This window comes from Pseudonocardia sp. C8, assembly GCF_014267175.1.
In the GTDB taxonomy this organism is placed as follows: Bacteria; Actinomycetota; Actinomycetes; order Mycobacteriales; family Pseudonocardiaceae; genus Pseudonocardia.
In genome coordinates, this window is sequence record NZ_JACMTR010000002.1 from 4,134,001 (window position 1) to 4,155,066 (window position 21,066).

Here is a 21,066-nt window from a genome sequence, read left to right on the forward strand (position 1 = left end):
GCGCGCCCGGCCCGGCCGACGGCCCGGACCCTCCACGGTGGCCCGGTGTTGACGCGCGATCCGCTGGCAATGCTTGCTCTGCTGATGCGCGATCCGCTGGCGCTACTCGCTGTGCAGCGAACCCGCATGCCGGCGCTCGCCGTGCTCGTCTCCGCACTCGCCCTGGTCGCGGGGCTCGCCCCGGCGGCGGCCGACCCGCCACTCCCCCGGGCCGCGCCGGAGGCGACGCCGCACTCCCCCGCCCGGCCGGTCGGCGGACGCGCGGTCGACGGGTTCTACGCCGACCCCACCATCGCCGTGCACGACCGGACGTACTACCTGTATCCGACCACCGACGGTGAGGCCTACAAGGACGCGTCGTTCACGGTCTGGACGTCCACGGACCTGGCCACGTGGCGGAAGCGCGGTGAGGTGCTGCGGCTCGGCCCGGACGTCGCCTGGGCCGACAAGCTCGCCTGGGCTCCGGAGATCGCCGAGCGCGACGGCCGCTGGTACCTCTACTTCACCGGTGACATGAAGATCGGTGTCGCGGTGGCGGACTCCCCGCTCGGCCCGTTCCGCGACAGCGGGCGGCCCCTGGTCTCGGAGAACCCGGGCGGCCGCGGGCAGGCGATCGACCCGGCCGTGCTCGCCGCCCCGGACGGCACCCGCTGGCTGTACTGGGGCAACGGCCAGGCGCACGTGGTGCCGCTGAACCCGGACATGGTCTCGTTCGACCCGAAGAAGGTCACCGTCATCCGGGGCCTGGACGGGTTCGGCGAGGGCCTGCACATGGCCTACCGGGCCGGGACGTACCACCTGACGTGGTCGATCGGCCACTTCACCTCCGAGGACTACCGGGTCGGCTACGCCACCGCGCCGAGCCCGACCGGCCCGTTCACCAACCACGGTGTGATCCTCGCGAAGGACCTCGACCAGGGTGTCCGGGGCCCGGGCCACGGGTCGATGCTGCGGATCCCGGGCACCGACGAGTGGTACTACGCCTACCACCGCTTCGCGATCCCCGGCGGCGACGGCACTCACCGCGAGGTCACCCTCGACCGGGTCCCGATCACCCCGGAGGGGCGGTTCGGCCGGATCGCGCCGACCCTCGCCGGGCCGGCACCGCGGCCGGTTCCCTTGACCTGAAGCCAGGTCCAGCTCCTAGCGTCCTCCTCGGACGACCGATGAGTTCGCCGGCTCCGGCCGGTCGGACTCCATGACGGACGACGAGTGACGGGGTGAGGGACGTGACCACGACGGCACCGGCGCTGGATCTGCGCCACGGGACGCAACGGGTGTTCGCGCACCTGCTCGCGAGCACGCTGACGGTCTCGGTCGTCAACTTCACGGTCTGGTTCGCCGTGACGTTCTGGGTGTTCCTCGAGACCCGGTCGATCATGGCGACCGGGATCATCGCCGGGATCTTCCTGGCCGCGACCAGCCTGACCGGCATCCCGTTCGGCGGGATCGTCGACCACTTCGGCAAGAAGGCGGTCCTGCAGGCGTCCGCGGCGGTGTCCGCGACGATCTACCTCGGCTGCCTGGGCACCTACCTGCTCGTCCCGGCCGAGGAGTTCCGCGACCCGGGGAGCCCGGTGCTGTGGGCGTTCGTCGTCGCGCTGATGCTGGGCGTGATCACCGGGAACCTGCGGACGATCGCCCTGCCGACCCTGGTGACGCTGCTCGTGCCGGCCCCGGTGCGGGACCGCGCCAACGGCCTGGTCGGGACGGCGACCGGGGTGTCGTTCCTGGTCACCTCGGTGCTGTCCGGCCTGCTGGTCGCCTTCGACGGGATGCGGTCGGTGCTGGTGGTGGCCGTCGTGGCGCTGGGCGCGTCGCTGCTGCACCTGGCCCGGGTCCGGGTCCCGTCCGCGCCGGCGGCGGCCCCGTCGGCGGACGGCGGCGGGCGCGGTATCGACCTGCGCGGGACGCTGCAGGTGGTCCGCTCGGTGCCCGGCCTGCCGGCGCTGATCGTGTTCACCTGCGTGAACAACCTGCTCGGCGGGGTGTTCATGGCGCTGATGGACCCGTACGGCCTGTCGCTGGTGTCGGTCCAGGCGTGGGGCCTGCTGTGGGGCGCCCTGTCCACCCTCGTGATCATCGGCGGGCTGCTGGTCGCCCGCACCGGGCTCGGCTCGCGACCGGTCCGGACGCTGCTGCTGGTGAACGCGGTGCTGTGGACGTCGACGATGCTGTTCCCGCTGCAGGCCTCCATCGTCACGCTCACCGTGGGGATGGCCGTGTTCATGCTCCTGATGCCCTACGCCGAGGCGGCCGAGCAGACGGTGCTGCAGCGGGTGGTGCCCTACCACCGGCAGGGCCGGGTCTTCGGGTTCGCGCAGAGCGTCGAGCAGGCGGCCTCGCCGCTGACCGCGTTCCTGCTCGCTCCGGTGACCGAGCTCGTCGTGGTGCCGTTCATGACCGACGGCGCCGGAGCACGCACCGTCGGGCCGTGGTTCGGCACCGGGGCCGACCGCGCGATCGCCCTGGTGTTCGTGGTCGCCGGGCTGCTCGGGCTGGTCCTGACCCTGGCGGCGCTGGCGAGCGGCCCGTACCGGCGGCTGTCGACGGCCTACCTGACGGCACCCCGGGCCGAGCCCGCACCGCACGCGGAGCACGCGCCGGCGCCCGGGCCGCACACGGAGCACGCCCCGGCGCCCGCGCCCGGCCCGCGAACCGGGGACGGACTCACCGGGCCCGCGCCGGACCCGGTTCCCTGCGCGGCAGCCTGACCTCCGCCCCGCCGCGCCTGGTACTCATGGAGCTTTGGTCCTGTGGCACGGGACCAAAGCTCCATGAGTCCCAGTAGGGGCGGGGTGCCGGGCGGGTGGCGCGTCAGCCGAAGAGGGCCGGGATCTTGAGCACGAGCTGGTAGAGCCCGTACGCGAACGGCACGCCGACCCAGAGCCAGGCCAGGGTGGCCCCGCCCCACTGCACCGGCCCCCACGTCGGGGCCTCGTCCGCCGCATGCTTGCTCATTCCTGGCTCCCCTTCACCTCGGTCGTCTCCCGGTCCGCCGCCTCGGGTCCGGTCAGGTGGTGCTTCGGATCGACCGGCCGGATCAGCTCGTTGCACGCGAACGCGATCACCAGCAACACGATCATGATCATGAATGCGGTGGTGTAACGGGCCGGCCCCGCGACCCCGGCAGCGATCCGGGCGTCGGCGACCGCGTTGACGATCAGCGGCCCGAGCACGCCCGCGGTCGACCAGGCCGTCAGCAGCCGGCCGTGGATCGCCCCGACCTGGTAGGTGCCGAACAGGTCCCGCAGGTAGGCCGGGACGGTGGCGAACCCGGCGCCGTAGAACGACAGGATCAGGATCGAGGCGATCAGGAACAGCGCCCGGCTCTGGTTCGGCACCAGCGTGATCAGCAGGTACAGCAGCGCGCCGACACCCAGGTAGATCCGGTACATGTTCTTGCGCCCCAGGACGTCCGACAGCGACGACCACGCGATCCGGCCGGCCGAGTTCGCCAGCGACAGGATCGAGACGAAGCCGACCGCGGCCCCGGCGAGCGCCTGCGGCGGGGTGGAGTCCCGGAAGAAGTCCTGGAAGATCGGGTTCGCCCGTTCCAGGATACCGATCCCCGCGGTGACGTTGAAGGTCAGCACCACCCACAGCAGCCAGAACTGCGGGGTGCGGAGCGCCTCGTTCGCCGACACGTGGTTGGTCGTGATCATCTTCGAGGTCGTCGCCGTCGCCGGGTCCCACCCGGGCGGCGACCAGCCCTCGGCCGGAACCCGGATCAGCAGCCAGCCCACCGACATGAAGACCAGGTAGATCAGCCCCATGACCAGGAACGTCGTGCCGATGCCGGCGACCGACGGGTCGGGACCGGTCGCGTCGAACGCCGACAGCAGCGACGCCGTCAACGGCGACGCGATCAGCGCACCGCCGCCGAACCCCATGATGGCCAGCCCGGTGGACAGGCCGGGCCGGTCCGGGAACCACTTGATCAGCGTCGAGACCGGCGAGATGTAGCCGACGCCCAGCCCGATCCCCCCGACGAAGCCGTAGCCGAACACGACCAGCCAGTACCAGCCGATGTAGAGCCCGAGCGCCGAGATCAGGAATCCGGACACGAAGCAGGACGTCGCCACCACCATCGCCCAGCGGGGCCCGTTCTCGTCCACCTTGGTGCCGAACAGCGCCGACGACAGGCCCAGCATGATGATCGCGAGGGTGAACGGCAGCGCCGTCGCGACCCCGGACAGGTCCAGCCCGTTGCCCAGGGGGACCTTGAACGCGCTCCAGGCGTAGGCCTGGCCGATCGCCAGGTGGATGGACAGCGCGGCGGGCGGGACCAGCCACCGGCTCCAGCCCGGTGGCGCGACGATGCGCTCCCTCGCGAGAAAGCCGGCGGCCATCAGGTGTCTCCTTCGTCACGGCGTCCGCGCCACGCTAAGTAGCGGGCGGCACCTCGGCAACCCGGGGCACTCGGGCGCCCGGGTACCCGCGGCCGGCGTCGGCGACACCCGGTGCCGATGCTCGCTCCGCACGCTCCGCTCGGTGCCGACGCTCGCTCCGCACGCTCCGCTCGGTGCCGATGCTCGCTCCGCAAACTCCGCTCGGTCAGTGGCGACGAGCCGGTCGGGCCCGCACACGACGACGCCGGCCCCACCGTGTGGTGGAGCCGGCGTCGGTGTCGGTGTGCGCCACTCAGGCCGTGCGGTCGCGGCGCTCCCGGCGCGGGGGCTGCCGCGGCACGATCGTCGGGTTGACGTTCTCCTTCACCGTCTGCGCGGTGACCACGACCTTCGCCACGTCGTCGCGGCTCGGGATGTCGTACATGACCGGGAGGAGGACCTCCTCCATGATCGCCCGCAGGCCGCGGGCCCCGGTGCCGCGCAGGATCGCCTGGTCGGCGACGGCGTCCAGGGCGTCCTCGGCGAAGTCGAGCTCCACGCCGTCCATCTCGAACAGCTTGCGGTACTGCTTCACCAGGGCGTTGCGCGGCTCGGTGAGGATCTTGACAAGGGCGTCCTTGTCGAGCGAGGTCACCGAGGCCACGATCGGCAGCCGGCCGATGAACTCGGGGATCAGGCCGAACTTGATCAGGTCCTCGGGGAGGGTCTCGGCGAAGCTCTCCGCGGGATCGAGCTCCTTCTTCGAGCGGATGTCGGCGCCGAACCCGATGCCGGACTTGCCGACCCGCTCCCCGATGATCCGCTCCAGCCCGGCGAACGCACCGGCCACGATGAACAGCACGTTCGTCGTGTCGATCTGGATGAACTCCTGGTGCGGGTGCTTGCGGCCGCCCTGCGGCGGCACGCTCGCCGTCGTCCCCTCCAGGATCTTCAGCAGCGCCTGCTGCACGCCCTCGCCGGAGACGTCCCGGGTGATCGACGGGTTCTCCGACTTCCGCGCGATCTTGTCGACCTCGTCGATGTAGATGATGCCGGTCTCGGCGCGCTTCACGTCGTAGTCGGCGGCCTGGATCAGCTTCAGCAGGATGTTCTCGACATCCTCGCCGACGTACCCGGCCTCGGTCAGCGCGGTCGCGTCCGCGATCGCGAACGGCACGTTGAGCAGCTTGGCGAGGGTCTGCGCGAGGTAGGTCTTGCCGCACCCGGTGGGACCGAGCATCAGGATGTTCGACTTGGCGATCTCGATGCCGTCGGTGCCGTCGCCACCGCTGGCGCGGTTCCGCTCGCCGGCCTGGATGCGCTTGTAGTGGTTGTAGACGGCCACCGACAGCGTCCGCTTGGTCGCGGACTGCCCGACGACGTACTGGTCGAGGAAGTCGTGGATCTCGGCGGGCTTGGGGAGCTCGTCGAGCTTCACCTCACCGGCCTCGGCCAGCTCCTCCTCGATGATCTCGTTGCAGAGATCGATGCACTCGTCGCAGATGTAGACGCCGGGGCCGGCGATGAGCTTCTTGACCTGCTTCTGGCTCTTCCCGCAGAACGAGCACTTCAGCAGGTCCCCGCCGTCGCCGATGCGTGCCATAGGTGTCGATCCCCAGTCCTGGTCCGGCGTTCTCGCGTCGTGCCCGTCGTTCCCCGACCCGTTCACGGTATCCAGTGACGACGGTACCTGCCCGGACCCACTGCCGGGACCTCCGAAGAGTCCGTTTCGGCGTCGGGTCGGCGGGCGGTCACCGGGGGCCGGTGGCCCGGCCCCCGGTGACCCGGGATGTCGTTACCTGCCGCCCGTGGCGGACAGCTTGCGGCTCTGCACGATCTCGTCGACCATGCCGTACTCCTTGGCCTCCTCGGCCGTGAGGATCTTGTCCCGGTCGATGTCGTCGTGCACCTGCTCCGCCGAGCGGTTGGTGTGCCGGGCGATGACCTCCTCCATCCGCCTGCGGATGCGGGAGATCTCCTTGGCCTGGATCTCCAGGTCCGACGCCTGGCCGTACACACCCTCGGTGGCCGGCTGGTGAATCAGGATCCGGGCGTTCTCGACCGCCATCCGGCGGCCGGGCGTGCCCGCGGCGAGCAGGACGGCCGCGGCGGACGCCGCCTGCCCGAGGCAGACGGTCTGGATGTCCGGCCGGATGAACTGCATCGTGTCGTAGATCGCCATCAGCGACGTGAACGACCCGCCCGGCGAGTTGATGTACAGCGAGATCTCGCGGTCCGGGTCCAGCGACTCGAGCACCAGCAGCTGGGCCATGGTGTCGTTCGCGGAGGTGTCGTTGATCTGCTCGCCGAGGAAGATGATGCGCTCCTCGAAGAGCTTGTTGTACGGGTTCGACTCCTTGACCCCGTAGCTCGTGCGCTCCACGTAGGACGGCAGCACGTACCGGGCCCTGGCCGGGTCCGGCGCGTACCCGCCGGGACCGCGGAGGTCGGCGACCGACTCGGGGTGGCGCGGATCGAAGGTGCTCATCAGGCGCTCCCGTTCTGCGACCCGACACCGCCGGCGTGGGTCACGACGTGGTCGACGAAGCCGTACTCCTTGGCCTCCTGCGCGGAGAACCAGCGGTCACGGTCGGAGTCCCGCTCGATGGTCTCGAGCGACTGCCCGGTGTGCTGGGCGATCAGCTCGGCCATCTCCCGCTTGGTCTTGCGGAGCTGGTCGGCCAGGATCGTGATGTCGGCCTCGGTCCCGCCGATGCCGCCCGAGGGCTGGTGCATCATGATCCGCGCGTGCGGCAGCGCGAAGCGCTTGCCGGGGGTTCCCGCGGACAGCAGGAACTGTCCCATCGACGCGGCGAGCCCCATCGCGGTCGTCGACACGTCGCACGGGATCAGGTTCATGGTGTCGAAGACGGCCATGCCGTCGTTCACCGAACCGCCCGGCGAGTTGATGTAGAGCTGGATGTCCTTCTCGGGGTCCTCGGCCGCGAGCAGCAGCATCTGCGCCGCGATCCGGTTCGAGATCTCCGAGTCCACCTGCTGGCCGAGCACGATGATCCGCTGCTGGAGCAGCCGCTCGTACACCGAGTCGGACAACGACATGCTGTGGTTCACGGACCGCATCTGCGGTCCGGTACCGCGGCCCGCGAGCGGGCCGATGTCCTGCTGGCTCACTTCACCCTGCTTTCCGAAGTCGGGCCCGTGCCGGCACGACACGCGCGCCGGTGCGGGTCGGAGAAAGTCTTCCTCTGGATCGCTCTCGGTTCTCCGGTGTCGGGTCTTGCGAACCCGTTCACGGCCCCTCGCCGGGACCGGTTCGAGGTCGACCCTACGCGGGCCGGAGGGCCCGCGTAGGGAACGACGCCCGATGTTCGCCCAGAGCGCACCGCCTGCCGTGCCGGGGTGCGCTCCGGACGGCGAACGGCCAGGTCAGGCCTTGGCGTCCGCGGTCTCGCCGGTGGCGTCCGACCCGGTGCCACCGTCCTCACCGGACGCGGCCTCCTCGGTGCCGGCCCCGTCGGTGGCCTCGGCGTCGGCCTCGTCGGACCCGGCCGGGGCCTCCTCGACGGTGGTCTCCTCGTCGTCCGGGCCCAGGAGGTCGGACAGGTCGACGGCGTCGCCGTTCGGGAGGGTGACCGACGCGGCCCGCACGGCGGTGATCAGCGCCTTGGACCGGCGGACGTCCTGGTAGATCGCCGGGATCTGGCCGGCCTGCTGGATCTGCTGGACGAACTGCTCCGGCGCCATGCCGTACTGCTGGGCCTGGTACAGGATCCGCTCGGTGAGCTCCTGGTCGTTGACCGAGACCTCCTCCTTGTCCGCCAGCGCGTCGAGCACCAGGCGGTAACGGACGGCCTTCTCGGCCTCCTCGCGCGACTCGGTGTCGAACTGCTCGCGGGTGCGGTCCTGCGAGGCGAGGAACTCGGCGAAGCGCTCCTCGTCGTGGTCGAACGCGTGCACCGCGTCGTGCAGCCGGTTGTCGACCTCGGCCTGGACGACGCTCTCCGGCAGCGGGACCTCGGTGCCCTCGACCAGCTTCTCGAGCAGCCGGTCCCGGGCCTGGGTGGCCTGCTCCATGCGCTTGGACCGGCCGAGGCGCTCCCGGAGGTCGGCCTTCAGCTCGTCGAGCGTGTCGAACTCGGAGGCGAGCTGGGCGAACTCGTCGTCGGCGTCGGGGAGGTGACGCTCCTTGACCGTGGTCACCTTGACGGTGATCTCCGCGTCCGCGCCGGCGTGCTCCCCCGCCACCAGCTGCGAGGTGAAGGTCTTCTCCTCGCCGGCCGACATGCCCTCGAGGGCCTCGTCGATGCCCTCGATCAGGCCGCCCTGGCCGACCTCGTACGAGAAGCCGGTGGTGGTGGCCTCCTCGATCTCCTTGCCGTCGACCGAGGCCGAGAGGTCGATCTGGACGAAGTCGCCGGTCCGTGCCGGGCGCTCGACGCCGGCCAGGGTGCCGAACCGGGCCCGCAGCTGGTCGAGCTGCTCGGTGACCTCCTCGTCGGTCACCTCGGTCTCGTCGACCTCGACGGCCAGGCCGTCGAGCTCGGGCAGCTCGATCTCCGGCCGGACGTCGACCTCGGCGGTGAACGCGAGGCGCTCGCCGTCGGCGATCTCGGTGACCTCGATGTCGGGCTGGCCGATCGGCTTGACGTCCTCGGAGGAGACGACGGCCTCCTGGTACTTGACCGGGATCGCGTTGTTGACGACCTCGTCGAGGACCGGGGCGCGGCCGATGCGTGCCTCGAGGATGCGGGCCGGGGCCTTGCCCGGACGGAAGCCGGGGACACGGACCTGCTGGGCGATCTTCTTGTACGCGCGGTCGAAGTCGGGCTTGAGCTCGTCGAACGGCACCTCGACGTTGATCCGGACGCGCGTCGGGCTGAGGTGCTCGACGGTGCTCTTCACGGTGGAACTCCTTGCCGGTACGGGCTGGTGTGCTGGCGGGCCGCGGCGAGCGGCCCGATCTGTTCTCCCGCCCCCGCCCGGACGGAACGGGCGGACGACCCCGGGATCGCACCGGGCGTCCCCTCCCGGCCCACGGGGCACGCGAACGTGCCGCTGCGGCGGCGGGGGCCCGCGCGAGTCTAGGCGAGGCCGGTCACGGCGGGTCCGGCCGGGCGTGCGTCACGGCGCGGCGCCGCCGCCCGCCGGTTCCCCGGCCGTGCCCACGTCGGCCACGGTGACCTCGACGGCGACGGTGTCGTCGCGCAGCGCGGCACGGACCAGGGCGGCGATCCCGTCGGCGATCTCGGGAAACGGGACACCCAGCGCGACGACGACGGCGATCTCGACCGGGTCGCCGAGCCGCACCCCCCACACCCGGCGGCCGGGGAGGTAGGAGGCGATCGACCCGAACGGGCCGCCGTCGAGCCGAAGCACCGACGGGTGCCCCAGGACGGCCGCCGCCACGTCCTCGGGGCCGGCTTCATCGGTCACGCGGTCACCGTAGCGGGGCGCGCCACCGGCCCCGGGCACACGACGGCGGCGGCGCCCCCGCACGGGGACGCCGCCGCCGGACGGTGCACGCGTCAGCGCTTGAACGCGTCCTTGAGCTTGTCGCCGGCCTGCTTGAGGCTCCCGGTCGCCCGGTCGCCCTTGCCCTCGGCCTCCAGACGCTCGTCGTCCGTGGCCCGGCCGGCGGCCTCCTTGGCCTTGCCCGACAGCTCCTCGGTCTTGTGCTCGAGCTTGTCCTTCTTGTCGTCGAGGCTCATCGGCTCACCTGCTTCCTCTGCGTGTCCGGCGGGCGACCGCACGTGGCGGTCACTACCGTCGTGTGCGACTCCCGCGTACCCCGCCGGCCGGTCCCCACACACGACCGGCCCCGGCGGACCCGGAGCCACCCGACCAGCGACGGAGACGACGGACGTGCAGGTCACCGAGCGGAGGGCCCGGGACCGGCCGCCCCCGGCCGCGCCCGGCTCCCCGGCCGCCCTCGACGAGGCGACCCTGGTCGCCCGCGCCCAGGACGGTGACGTGCACGCCTTCACCGAGCTCGCCCGCCGGCACCAGGACGCGCTCTACCGGGTCGCGGTCCGCGTGCTCGGCCAGCGCGCCGACGCCGAGGACGCGCTGCAGGAGGCGCTGCTGGACGCGTGGCGGAGGATCGGGACGTTCCGTGGCGACGCCGCCTTCTCCACCTGGATGTATCGCATCGTGACGAACCGCTGCACGGCCCTGGCACGGCGGAACCGGCGGACGGCCCCGCTGCCCGACGACACCCCGGCCCCGGACCCCGGCGCCCGCTCGCCGGAGCGGGCCGCCGAGGTGGACGCCGAGCTGGCGGCGCTCTCGCAGGCGGTCCGCGAGCTGCCGCACGACCAGCGCACCTGCTGGGTGCTGCGGGAGCTGGAGGGCCTGGGGTACGCCGAGATCGCCGAGGTCACCGGCGCCGGGGAGGCCGCGGTACGGGGGCGGATCCACCGGGCACGAGCGGCGCTGGCCGAGAGGATGCGGTCATGGCGGTAGAGCAGGTGGAGCCACTGGCCTGCGGCCGGGACGCCGCCGACGTGTGGGAGCACGCCGAGGCAGGGACGCTCGACGAGCACGAGCGGACCTGCCCGCACTGCCGGTCGGCGCGCGCCGACCACGACCGGCTCGGCGTGCTGGTCGGCCGGCTGGCGGCCGAGCAGCTGCGGCCGCCGCCGTCGGTGCTGGACGAGGTCCGGGGAGCGGTCGTCGCCGACCTGCGCCCGCACCAGCTGCTCGACATCGGCCCGGACGCCCGGCTGGGCCGGCCGGCCGCCGAGTCGGCGTTGCGGCACGTCGTCGACACCATGGACGGGCTGCGGGCGCTGCGCTGCCGGGTCGAGCAGTCCGCGCGCACCCCGGACGGGGGCGCCCCGCCGGTCTGGGTCCGGATGACGGTCACGGCCCGGTTCGGCGTCGACCTCGCCTCGGTGACCGCCCGGGTCCGCCAGATGATCATCTCGGCCGGGGACCGGACGCTCGGCGTGCCGGTCTCCGGGGTCGACATCCACGTGGAGGACCTGTGGGAGGACCCGGCATGAACGGCGCGCGCCTGCACGTCTCCGACCTGGCCGTCGCCCGGGTCGCCGCCCGCCGCGCCCGCGCGGTGCCGGGCGTCACGGCGCTGTTCGGGGACGCCCGGCAGGCTTTGCGGGGGCTCGCGGCCGACCGGCTGCCCCGCGAACCGGTGCCCGACGAGCTGCGCACCCGGGGCGTCGTCGCCACCGTGGACGGCCGGGAGGCGGAGATCCGGGTGACCGTCGGCGTCCGGCTCGGGACGCCGTGCGCGGAGCTCGCCGCGCGGGTGCGGCGCGAGGTGGCCGAGGAGGTCGCGGCGGTGACCGGCCTGACCGCGCGGGTGCACGTGACGATCGCCGACATCGCGCTCCCCCGCTGACCGCGCCCGCCCCGCCACGAACCCGTACGTGCCCGGACCACCCCCGCCGAGGTGCAGTGCAGCGCGAATTGTCGATCCTTGCCGAACCGTGAGCCGCATCTCGGCGGGGAACGGGCCGGGCCCGACGTGGGGGCGGCGGGTCAGCGGCGCGTGGTGAGGACGCAGTCGCCGCAGGTGCCCCCGCCGGGCACCCGCACGTAGAGGCAGCAGGACCGGCGCCGGAACGACCACTCGGTGTCCGGGTCGGCGTCGTCCAGCCGCAGCAGCCGCCCGGTCGCGCCCTCCGGCAGCGGCCCGCGCAGCGCCGGGTGCCCGGCCAGCGCGCCGAGCAGGGCGAGGAACGCGGGGCGGTCCGCCCGGCGCATCGCCTCCATCACCCGGGCCGCGCCGGCGATCGCGGAGACCACGTTGCCGCGCAGCACCCGCTCGGACACCGACACCCGGGCGGTGACGGCGGCGTACAGGGGTTCGAGGTGGGTGCCGGCGAGCTCGCGGGCCAGCAGGTCCGCGGCACCGTCCGGATCCTGGCGCGGATCCGGCGTCCGGACGCCCGCCGGCACGCCCACCGCCGGCCCGGGATCGGCCGATCCGGCCGCGGACCGGAACGTCGCGGCCCCGGCGTGCGAGGACCCGGCCGTGGACACCTCGTCAGCGGCCGGCAGCGCGGGCGCCCACGGGTCGTCCGCCGCCGGGTCCCGGTGGAGCTCGCCCAGCCGCGGGAGCACGCCGTGCAGCGCCACCGCTGCGAACGGCATCGACACCAGCCGGGCCGCCATCCCCTGCACCGCGATCGAGGCCGCCACCCGCCGGCCGGTGCCCAGCGACGCCGCGACCTGGGCGATCCGGGCCGACAGCGGGTCGGCGCCCGCGCCCGGCGGCGTGTACAGCTCGTCCCACCGGCGCCATCCCGCCGGCGGCCGGCCCGGCGGCAGGACACCGACCGCGAACCACGGGCCGATCCGGGCGACGTCCGCGAGCTCCCTCCCGACAGGCACCCGTTCGGGTGACGCAGGCATGACGGGACGCGCAGCGGGGACGGACATCACGACCCAGTCTCCCCCATCTCCCGGAGACGTAACGGACCGAACACGATCAGCGATAGGCCCTGAGAAAGCCCCTCCTGCCGGACTGTCACGCGTCGCTCACCGTCCGGACACGAGTGGGCAACATTGCGCTGCTCTACTGGCCAGCGATCCACATCACGGGACGAGGCACCACTCGTCTGTAGCGCACTCGGGTAGCGGCGTGCGACTCTGTGCACTCGCCAGACCGCACTCGCCGGGGTGTGCGGTCGAACCGTGCCGCAGGGATGGCCGGGTTCTGAAAGCCAGCGCCCGGCCGCTCGTCGTGCCCGAAGGAGAACTCCGTCGGCCCCGCGCCGGCGGCACGGTGCACCCGAACGGCCTACGTCGCACGTCCCGCTCCGGGGCTCGCTGTACTCTGAAAACCCTTTTCGGACCGCAGCAAGCTGCCGGGTCCCGGGTCGTCCGATGCGGGTGGCAGAGGTGCACCGAGACGACAGGAGGAGCAGTTGGCCGCGATCAGTGACCAGACGCGTCGCCCCTCGCCCGGTGGTCTGTACGCCGCCGATCACGAGCACGACGCCTGCGGTGTGGCCATGTTGGCCGACGTCACCGGCAAGCGCGACCACGCCATCGTGCAGAAGGCCATCGAGGCACTGCTGAGATTGGAACACCGTGGTGCACGCGGCGCCGAGCACAACACCGGTGACGGCGCCGGGATCCTGATCCAGGTTCCCGACGAGTTCTACCGCGAGGTCACCGACTTCGAGCTGCCCGCTGAAGGCGCCTACGCGACCGGTATCGCGATGCTGCCGCGGGACGCCGAGGAGGCCGCCGCGGCCGTGGCCGCGATCGCCGGCCTGGCCGCCGAGGAGAACCTCACGGTGCTGGGGTGGCGCGAGGTGCCCACCGACCCGGACGCCGCCGAGCTGGGCCCGACCGCACTGGCGGCGATGCCCGCGTTCCGGCAGCTGTTCGTGGGCGGCATCGAGCTGGCCGGCGACGCGCCGGAGAGCGCGCCGACCGGGATCGAGCTGGAGCGGCGCACGTTCTGCCTGCGCAAGCGGATCGAGCACGCGCACGACACGTACTTCGCCTCGCTGTCGCCGCGCACCATCGTCTACAAGGGCATGCTCGCCGAGCCGCAGGTCGCCGCGTTCTACCCGGACCTGACCGACGAGCGCGTCACCTCGGCGCTGGCCATCGTGCACTCGCGGTTCTCCACGAACACGTTCCCCGCCTGGCCGCTGGCCCACCCGTTCCGCTACGTCGCGCACAACGGTGAGATCAACACCCTGCGCGGGAACCGGAACTGGATGGCCGCGCGCGAGGCCCTGCTGGAGTCCGCGAACCTGCCGGGCGACCTGTCGCGGCTGACCCCGATCGTCACCCCGGACGCGTCGGACTCGGCCACCTTCGACGAGGTCCTCGAGCTGCTGCACCTGGGCGGCCGCAGCCTGCCGCACGCGGTGCTGATGATGATCCCGGAGGCCTGGGAGCACAACACCGAGATGGACCCCGCCCGGCGGGCGTTCTACGAGTACCACTCCACCCTGATGGAGCCCTGGGACGGACCGGCGCTGGTCGCGTTCACCGACGGCACCCGGATCGGTGCGGTGCTCGACCGCAACGGCCTCCGCCCCGCCCGCTACTGGGTCACCGAGGACGGCCTGGTCGTGCTCGCCTCCGAGGTCGGCGTGCTGGACGTCGAGCCGGAGCGGATCGTCCGCAAGGGCCGGCTCGAGCCGGGCCGCATGTTCCTCATCGACACCGAGCGCGGCAAGATCGTCGACGACGCCGAGATCAAGGGCGAGCTGGCCGCCGAGCACCCGTACGCCGAGTGGCTGCACGCCGGCCTCATCCGGCTCGAGGAGCTGCCCGACCGCACCCGCGAGGTCCCGTCGCACGACACGCTGACCCGCCGCCAGCAGGCCCTGGGCTACACCGAGGAGGAGCTCAACGTCATCCTCCGCCCGATGGCCGCGTCGGGGGCCGAGCCGATCGGTTCGATGGGCAACGACGCGCCGCTCGCCGCGATCTCCGAGCGCCCGCGGCAGCTCTACGACTACTTCAACCAGCTGTTCGCCCAGGTCACGAACCCGCCGCTGGACGCGATCCGCGAGGAGCTCGTCACCTCGCTGTTCAGCCAGCTCGGGCCGGAGCAGAACCTGCTGGACGCGACGCCGGCGCACTGCCGCACGATCGTCGTCCCGTTCCCGGTGCTGACCAACGACGACCTCGCGAAGATCGTCCACATCAACGACGACAACGAGCTGCCCGGGTTCGCCTCGCACGTCGTCTGCGGCACCTTCCTGGCCCGCGACGGCGGCAAGGGCCTGCTGTCCCGGCTCGCCGAGATCAAGCAGGAGGTGTCCCGCGCGATCGAGCGCGGCGCCCGGCTGATCGTGCTGTCCCAGCGCGGTGTCGACGCCGAGCGCGCGCCGATCCCGTCGCTGCTGCTGACCGGGGCCGTCCACCAGCACCTGGTGCGGGAGCGCACGCGCACCCGGGTCGGCCTGGTCGTCGAGTCCGCCGACGCCCGCGAGGTGCACCACATCGCGCTGCTGCTGGGCTACGGCGCGTCCGCGGTGAACCCGTTCCTGGCGATGGCCACCGTCGAGGACCTCGCCGATCGCGGTGACATCCCCGGCGTCGACGGCCGGACCGCGGCGAAGAACCTGGTCAAGGCGCTCGGCAAGGGTGTCCGCAAGACCATGTCCAAGATGGGCGTCTCGACCGTGGCGTCCTACACCGGCGCGCAGATCTTCGAGGCCGTCGGCCTGGGGCAGGACGTCATCGACTCCTGCTTCACCGGCACCTCGTCGCGGCTGGGTGGGGTGGGCTTCGATGTCCTCGCCGAGGAGGTCCTGGCCCACCACCGGCGCGCCTTCCCGGCCGACGACGTCCGCGCGTCGCACCGGGCCCTCCCGGTCGGCGGCGAGTACCAGTGGCGCCGCGAGGGCGAGCTGCACCTGTTCAACCCGCAGACCGTCTTCAAGCTCCAGCACTCGACGCGCTCCGGGCGCTACGAGATCTTCAAGGAGTACACGACGGCGGTCGACGAGCAGGCCAAGCGGCTCATGACGCTGCGCGGCCTGTTCCGGTTCAAGGACGGGTTGCGGCCGCCGGTGCCGATCGACGAGGTCGAACCGATCGAATCGATCATGACCCGGTTCGCGACCGGCGCGATCTCCTACGGCTCCATCTCCCAGGAGATGCACGAGACCCTCGCGATCGCGATGAACCGCATCGGCGGCCGGTCGAACACCGGCGAGGGCGGCGAGGACCCCGACCGGTTCACCACCGACCCGAACGGCGACTCCCGCCGCAGCGCGGTCAAGCAGGCCGCGTCCGGCCGGTTCGGCGTGACCAGCGAGTACCTGGTCAACGCGGACGACATCCAGATCAAGATCGCGCAGGGCGCCAAGCCCGGCGAGGGCGGCCAGCTGCCCGGCAGCAAGGTCTACCCGTGGATCGCGACCACCCGGTACTCGACGCCGGGCGTCGGCCTCATCTCGCCGCCGCCGCACCACGACATCTACTCGATCGAGGACATCAAGCAGCTCATCCACGACCTGAAGAACGCCAACCCGCGGGCCCGCATCCACGTGAAGCTGGTGTCCCAGGTCGGCGTCGGGACCGTGGCGGCCGGCGTGTCCAAGGCGCACTCCGACGTCGTGCTCATCTCGGGCCACGACGGCGGCACCGGCGCCTCCCCGCTGTCGTCGATCAAGCACGCCGGCGGGCCGTGGGAGCTCGGCCTGGCCGAGACCCAGCAGACGCTGATGGCCAACAACCTGCGCGACCGGATCACCGTGCAGGCCGACGGCCAGCTGAAGACCGGCCGGGACGTGGTCATCGCCGCGCTGCTCGGCGCCGAGGAGTACGGCTTCGCGACCGCCCCGCTGGTGGTCTCCGGCTGCATCATGATGCGGGTCTGCCACCTCGACACCTGTCCGGTCGGCGTCGCCACCCAGAACCCGGAGCTGCGCAAGAAGTTCGACGGCAAGGCCGAGTACGTCGTCAACTTCATGCGGTTCGTGGCCGAGGAGGTGCGGGAGTACCTGGCGCAGCTGGGCTTCCGCTCGCTCGACGAGGCCATCGGCCGCGCCGACGTCCTCGACGTCGACGCCGCCGCGCAGCACTGGAAGTCGAAGCACCTGAACCTGGCCCCGATCTTCGAGGTCGGCGATCACGGCGACGAGGTGCCGCGCAAGCGGACCCGCGAGCAGGACCACGGCCTCGACAGGGCACTGGACAACACCATGATCCAGCTGGCCGAGGGCGCGCTGCGCAACGGCGACCAGGTCACCCTGGACCTGCCGGTGCGCAACGTGAACCGCACCGTGGGCACCATGCTCGGCTCCGAGCTGACCCGGATCCACGGCGGCAAGGGCCTGCCCGACGACACGATCGACGTCACGCTGACCGGGTCGGCCGGCCAGAGCTTCGGCGCGTTCGTGCCGAAGGGCATCACCCTGCGGCTGGTCGGCGACACCAACGACTACTTCGGCAAGGGCCTCTCCGGTGGGCGGCTGACCGTGCGGCCGGACCCGGGGGCGCCGTTCCCCGCGGAGGAGAACGTCATCGCCGGCAACGTGATCGGCTACGGCGCCACCTCCGGGGAGATGTACATCCGCGGCGTGGTCGGCGAGCGGTTCTGCGTCCGGAACTCGGGCGCGGTGGCCGTCGTCGAGGGCGTGGGCGACCACGGCTGCGAGTACATGACCGGCGGCCAGGTGGTCGTCCTCGGCCGGACCGGGCGCAACTTCGCGGCCGGCATGTCCGGCGGGGTGGCGTACGTGCTGGACCTGAACACGGCCCGGGTCAACAAGGAGATGGTGGACCTGGACCCGCTGACCGACGAGGACCGGTCGATCATCCGGGACCACGTCGAGCGGCACCACGCCGAGACCGGCTCCACCGTGGCGCACGCGCTACTCACCGACTGGGAACGCGCGGTCGAGCGGTTCGGCAAGGTCATGCCCAAGGACTACAAGCGCGTGCTGCTCGCGACGGAGAACGCGGAGCGCGAGGGGCGCGACGTCAACGAGGCGATCATGGAGGCTGCTCATGGGTGACCCCAAGGGCTTCATGACCACCCCGCGGGAGACGCCGAAGCGGCGTCCGGTGGACCTGCGGCTGATGGACTGGCGCGAGGTCTACGAGGACTTCCCGCGGCAGACCCTGGAGAAGCAGGCCGGGCGCTGCATGAACTGCGGCATCCCGTTCTGCCACCAGGGCTGCCCGCTGGGGAACCTCATCCCCGAGTGGAACGACCTCGTCCACCGCAAGGACTGGCGCGAGGCGATCGAGCGGCTGCACGCCACCAACAACTTCCCGGAGTTCACCGGGACGCTGTGCCCCGCCCCGTGCGAGGCGGCGTGCGTGCTGGCCATCAACGACGACGCCGTCACGATCAAGCAGGTCGAGGTCGAGATCATCAACCGGGCCTGGGACGAGGGCTGGGTGACCCCGGAACCGCCGAAGGTGAGGACCGGGAAGAAGGTCGCCGTCGTCGGGTCGGGGCCGGCCGGGCTGGCCGCCGCCCAGCAGCTCACCCGGGTCGGGCACGACGTCGTCGTGTTCGAGCGGGCCGACCGGATCGGCGGGCTGCTGCGCTACGGCATCCCCGAGTTCAAGATGGAGAAGTCGCGCCTCGACAAGCGGCTCGAGCAGATGGTCGCCGAGGGCACCCACTTCCGGGCCTCGGTCGACGTCGGCACCGACATCACCGTCGAGGAGCTGCGCGCGGGCTACGACGCGATCGTGCTCGCGGGCGGGGCGACGGCGTGGCGGGACCTGCCGGCCGCCGGCCGCGACGCCGAGGGCGTCTACCAGGCCATGGAGTTCCTGCCGTGGGCCAACCACGTGCAGCAGGGCGACCTGGACGCCCCGCCGGTCTCCGCCGAGGGCAAGGACGTGGTCATCATCGGCGGCGGGGACACCGGCGCCGACTGCCTGGGTACCTCGCACCGCCAGGGCGCGCGGTCGGTGACCCAGCTGGAGATCATGCCGACCCCGCCGGAGCACCGCACCGAGAACATGCCGTGGCCGACGTACCCGACGGTGTACCGGGTGTCCTCGGCGCACGAGGAGGGCGGCGAGCGGCTGTTCTCGGTCAACACGACCGAGTTCGTGAAGGACGCCGACGGCAAGCTCGCCGGCATCCGCATCGTCGAGGTCAAGCGCGGCGACTCCGGCTTCGAGCCGATCCCGGGCACCGAGCAGGAACTGCCGGCCCAGCTGGTGCTGCTGGCGATGGGCTTCGTCGGCCCGGAGAAGGGCCGGCTGCTCAGCGACCTCGAGGTGGAGCTCGACGAGCGCGGCAACGTCGCCCGCAACGACGACTACATGTCGTCCGCGGACGGCGTGTTCGTGGCCGGTGACATGGGCCGCGGGCAGTCGCTGATCGTGTGGGCCATCTCCGAGGGCCGCGCCGCGGCCGCCGGGGTGGACGCCTACCTGACCGGCCGGACCGTCCTGCCCCGGCCGATCAACCCCACGGACCGGCAGATCGCCTGACGCCGCCACGGGTGGACTCCGCACGCTCGGAGTCGCCACGGGGCATCCCGACGACCGGGCCCGGCCGCGCACGCCCGCGCGGCCGGGCTCGTGTGCGTGCGCGGACCGTGTGCGGTCGCGGCCGGGATCGCGTGCGTTCGCAGCCGGGCCCGCGTGCGTTCGCGGCCGGGCCGGCGTGCGTTCGCGGGCGGGCCGGCGTGCGTTCGCGGCCACGGCCGTATGGGGGTCGGCCGGGCCTGCGCGGTTTCCGTCCGGCGTCGCCCGGCGACCGGAGAGCGCGCCGGTGGGGCTCCGGCCCGCCGTACGGAACCGATTCACCCCGCCCGGCGCGGGCACGATGCCGCTCACGGTCGGGTCCCCGTTGGCGGGCACTCCGACCACAACCTGGGGCGGTCTCGGGCGTTGAACCCGTCGACCGGCACCTGCAGAACCGGGAGCCCCTGTCGGTGCCGGGCACCATCGGGACACCGGGTACCGCGGTCACGACCGCGGACCCGGTGTCCGGTGGGACCTTCATCGTCCGCGAGCGCGTCCTGCGCCGGGTGTCGCGCGAGCCCCTCCGGGCTGCATGATCATCAGCACGGAAACGCCCCACCAAGGGCGAAAACGCGATCCCGGCGCCCGACCGACACATCGATCAGCACGCTCTCGCCCCGCCGAGGGCGGAAACGTGAGCCTGGCTCCCCGCCCCCAGATCGATCAGCACCCTCTCGCCCCGCCGAGGGCGAAAACGTGAACCTCGCCCCCGCCCGCCGAGATCGATCAGCACCCTCTCGCCCTGCCGAGGGCGAAAACGTGCACCAGGACGCCCACGCACATATCGATCAGCACCCTCCCGCCCGACCAAGGGAGAAATCGCGCAACTCACCCTGACGTCGCATGATCATCAGCACGGAAACGCCCCATCAAGGGCGAAAACGCGACCCTGGCGCCCGACCGACACATCGATCAGCACGCTCTCGCCCCGCCGAGGGCGGAAACGTGAGCCTGGCTCCCCGCCCCCAGATCGATCAGCACCCTCTCGCCCCGCCGAGGGCGGAAACGTGAGCCTGACCCCCGCGCTCCCAGATCGATCAGCGCGTTCCTGCCCCGGAGGTGGCGACATCGTGCGAGTCACCCCGGCGGAGCGCGTCGCGATCAGCACGTGGCCGAGGGCGAGACGCCCGGCACCGGCGCGGTGATCGCCCGAGATCAGTTGGCTGCGAGCGCCGGAGCCGGGGCCGGTGCGGGAGCCGGCCGCCGGGCGGCCCGGACCCGCCGGGCGATCGCGAACGCCCCCGCCGTCAGCACCGCCAGCACCGCGCCGGCCAGGACGCACAGCAGCGGGTTGCCGCCGGTCACCGGGCCCAGTGCGAGGCCGATCCCGAGCATGTAGCACGCCCACAGCGTCGAGCTGACCGCGGAACCGGCGACGAACGACCCCAGGCCGAGGCCCAGGCGACCGGCCGCGGCGCAGCTGACCAGGCGGCCGCCGGGCAGGAACCGGGCCGCGGCCAGCGCGGTCACCGGCCGGCGGAACAGGTTCGAGCGGATCCAGCGGGCGACGCCGTGCTCGGCCTGCGCCGACCGCGGGAGCAGCCGGTGCGAGCCGCGGCCGAGCGCGTGCACCGCCAGGTCCCCGGCCATCGAACCGGCCGCGGAGGCGAAGAACAACCCGGCCAGCATCGGGAGGTTCCGGGCGACACTCGCCGACGCCACCGACGACATGAGCAGGGTCTCGCTGGGCAGCATCGGCACCGGGCCGTCCACGGCGATCATCAGGACGAGCGCGGGCAGCAACCACGCGCTCTGCAGGATCGCGGTGACCAGCTCCACCCGAAGACCTCCCTGCCGGTGACTTTCCCCCACCCTGGCAGATCCGGGCCCC

17 protein-coding genes are annotated in these 21,066 nt (G+C 72.4%); 7 read left to right on the forward strand and 10 right to left on the reverse strand.

From position 1 onward, the window contains the following. Positions 1-45 precede the first annotated feature (45 nt). Entirely contained in the window at positions 46-1,128 is a 1,083-nt protein-coding gene (locus tag H7X46_RS19715) for a family 43 glycosylhydrolase (protein WP_370588867.1), read from the forward strand. A 101-nt stretch (positions 1,129-1,229) separates the two neighbouring features. Then, complete coding sequence (locus tag H7X46_RS19720) at positions 1,230-2,714, forward strand: MFS transporter (RefSeq protein WP_222131365.1); 1,485 nt, start codon at positions 1,230-1,232, stop codon at positions 2,712-2,714. A 103-nt stretch (positions 2,715-2,817) separates the two neighbouring features. Here the strand turns inward: H7X46_RS19720 and H7X46_RS19725 are convergent, their stop codons facing one another. The 8 genes from H7X46_RS19725 to H7X46_RS19760 form a co-directional block, all read right to left on the reverse strand. Further along, positions 2,818-2,961, reverse strand: a complete 144-nt coding sequence (locus H7X46_RS19725; protein ID WP_186363006.1) for a hypothetical protein — start codon at positions 2,959-2,961, stop codon at positions 2,818-2,820. Continuing rightward, positions 2,958-4,352 (reverse strand): OFA family MFS transporter, encoded by a 1,395-nt coding sequence (locus H7X46_RS19730; RefSeq protein WP_186360805.1) that lies wholly within the window; start codon positions 4,350-4,352, stop codon positions 2,958-2,960. The genes H7X46_RS19725 and H7X46_RS19730 overlap by 4 nt, the downstream gene beginning before the upstream one ends. A 292-nt stretch (positions 4,353-4,644) precedes the next feature. Further along, entirely contained in the window at positions 4,645-5,934 is a 1,290-nt protein-coding gene (gene clpX / locus H7X46_RS19735; RefSeq protein WP_186360806.1) for an ATP-dependent Clp protease ATP-binding subunit ClpX, read from the reverse strand. A gap of 192 nt (positions 5,935-6,126) precedes the next feature. Then, on the reverse strand, positions 6,127-6,819 hold the full coding sequence (locus H7X46_RS19740; protein ID WP_255426176.1) for an ATP-dependent Clp protease proteolytic subunit: 693 nt from the start codon (positions 6,817-6,819) through the stop codon (positions 6,127-6,129). Then, positions 6,819-7,412, reverse strand: a complete 594-nt coding sequence (locus H7X46_RS19745; RefSeq protein ID WP_186362786.1) for an ATP-dependent Clp protease proteolytic subunit — start codon at positions 7,410-7,412, stop codon at positions 6,819-6,821. The genes H7X46_RS19740 and H7X46_RS19745 overlap by 1 nt, the downstream gene beginning before the upstream one ends. A 306-nt stretch (positions 7,413-7,718) precedes the next feature. After that, complete coding sequence (tig, locus tag H7X46_RS19750; RefSeq protein WP_186360807.1) at positions 7,719-9,194, reverse strand: trigger factor; 1,476 nt, start codon at positions 9,192-9,194, stop codon at positions 7,719-7,721. Positions 9,195-9,413: 219 nt separating this feature from the next. Further along, the gene (locus H7X46_RS19755; RefSeq protein ID WP_186360808.1) at positions 9,414-9,725 is read right to left on the reverse strand and encodes a hypothetical protein; all 312 of its coding nucleotides are present in this window, start codon (positions 9,723-9,725) and stop codon (positions 9,414-9,416) included. A gap of 92 nt (positions 9,726-9,817) precedes the next feature. After that, complete coding sequence (locus tag H7X46_RS19760) at positions 9,818-10,000, reverse strand: CsbD family protein (RefSeq protein WP_186360809.1); 183 nt, start codon at positions 9,998-10,000, stop codon at positions 9,818-9,820. Positions 10,001-10,154: 154 nt separating this feature from the next. Here H7X46_RS19760 and H7X46_RS19765 point away from each other — a divergent pair, with 154 nt between their 5' ends. Genes H7X46_RS19765 through H7X46_RS19775 form a run of 3 tightly spaced genes read left to right on the forward strand, consistent with a single transcriptional unit; the run spans position 10,155 to position 11,652 of the window. Continuing rightward, entirely contained in the window at positions 10,155-10,754 is a 600-nt protein-coding gene (locus tag H7X46_RS19765) for a sigma-70 family RNA polymerase sigma factor (protein WP_186360810.1), read from the forward strand. Next, positions 10,745-11,296: an Asp23/Gls24 family envelope stress response protein gene (locus H7X46_RS19770; RefSeq protein WP_186360811.1), complete on the forward strand. Its 552-nt coding sequence runs from the start codon at positions 10,745-10,747 to the stop codon at positions 11,294-11,296. Before H7X46_RS19765 ends, H7X46_RS19770 begins: the two co-directional genes overlap by 10 nt. Next, positions 11,293-11,652 (forward strand): Asp23/Gls24 family envelope stress response protein, encoded by a 360-nt coding sequence (locus H7X46_RS19775; protein ID WP_186360812.1) that lies wholly within the window; start codon positions 11,293-11,295, stop codon positions 11,650-11,652. The genes H7X46_RS19770 and H7X46_RS19775 overlap by 4 nt, the downstream gene beginning before the upstream one ends. Positions 11,653-11,792: 140 nt before the next feature. Here the strand turns inward: H7X46_RS19775 and H7X46_RS19780 are convergent, their stop codons facing one another. Then, positions 11,793-12,647 (reverse strand): (2Fe-2S)-binding protein, encoded by an 855-nt coding sequence (locus H7X46_RS19780; RefSeq protein ID WP_222131366.1) that lies wholly within the window; start codon positions 12,645-12,647, stop codon positions 11,793-11,795. Positions 12,648-13,183: 536 nt separating this feature from the next. Here H7X46_RS19780 and gltB point away from each other — a divergent pair. Then, complete coding sequence (gltB, locus tag H7X46_RS19785; RefSeq protein ID WP_186360814.1) at positions 13,184-17,755, forward strand: glutamate synthase large subunit; 4,572 nt, start codon at positions 13,184-13,186, stop codon at positions 17,753-17,755. Next, entirely contained in the window at positions 17,748-19,199 is a 1,452-nt protein-coding gene (locus H7X46_RS19790; protein WP_186360815.1) for a glutamate synthase subunit beta, read from the forward strand. The genes gltB and H7X46_RS19790 overlap by 8 nt, the downstream gene beginning before the upstream one ends. A 1,191-nt stretch (positions 19,200-20,390) precedes the next feature. Here the strand turns inward: H7X46_RS19790 and H7X46_RS19795 are convergent. After that, a complete protein-coding gene (locus H7X46_RS19795; RefSeq protein WP_186360816.1) occupies positions 20,391-21,014 on the reverse strand; it encodes a VTT domain-containing protein in 624 nt (207 codons plus the stop codon). Between the last annotated feature and the right edge of the window lie 52 nt (positions 21,015-21,066).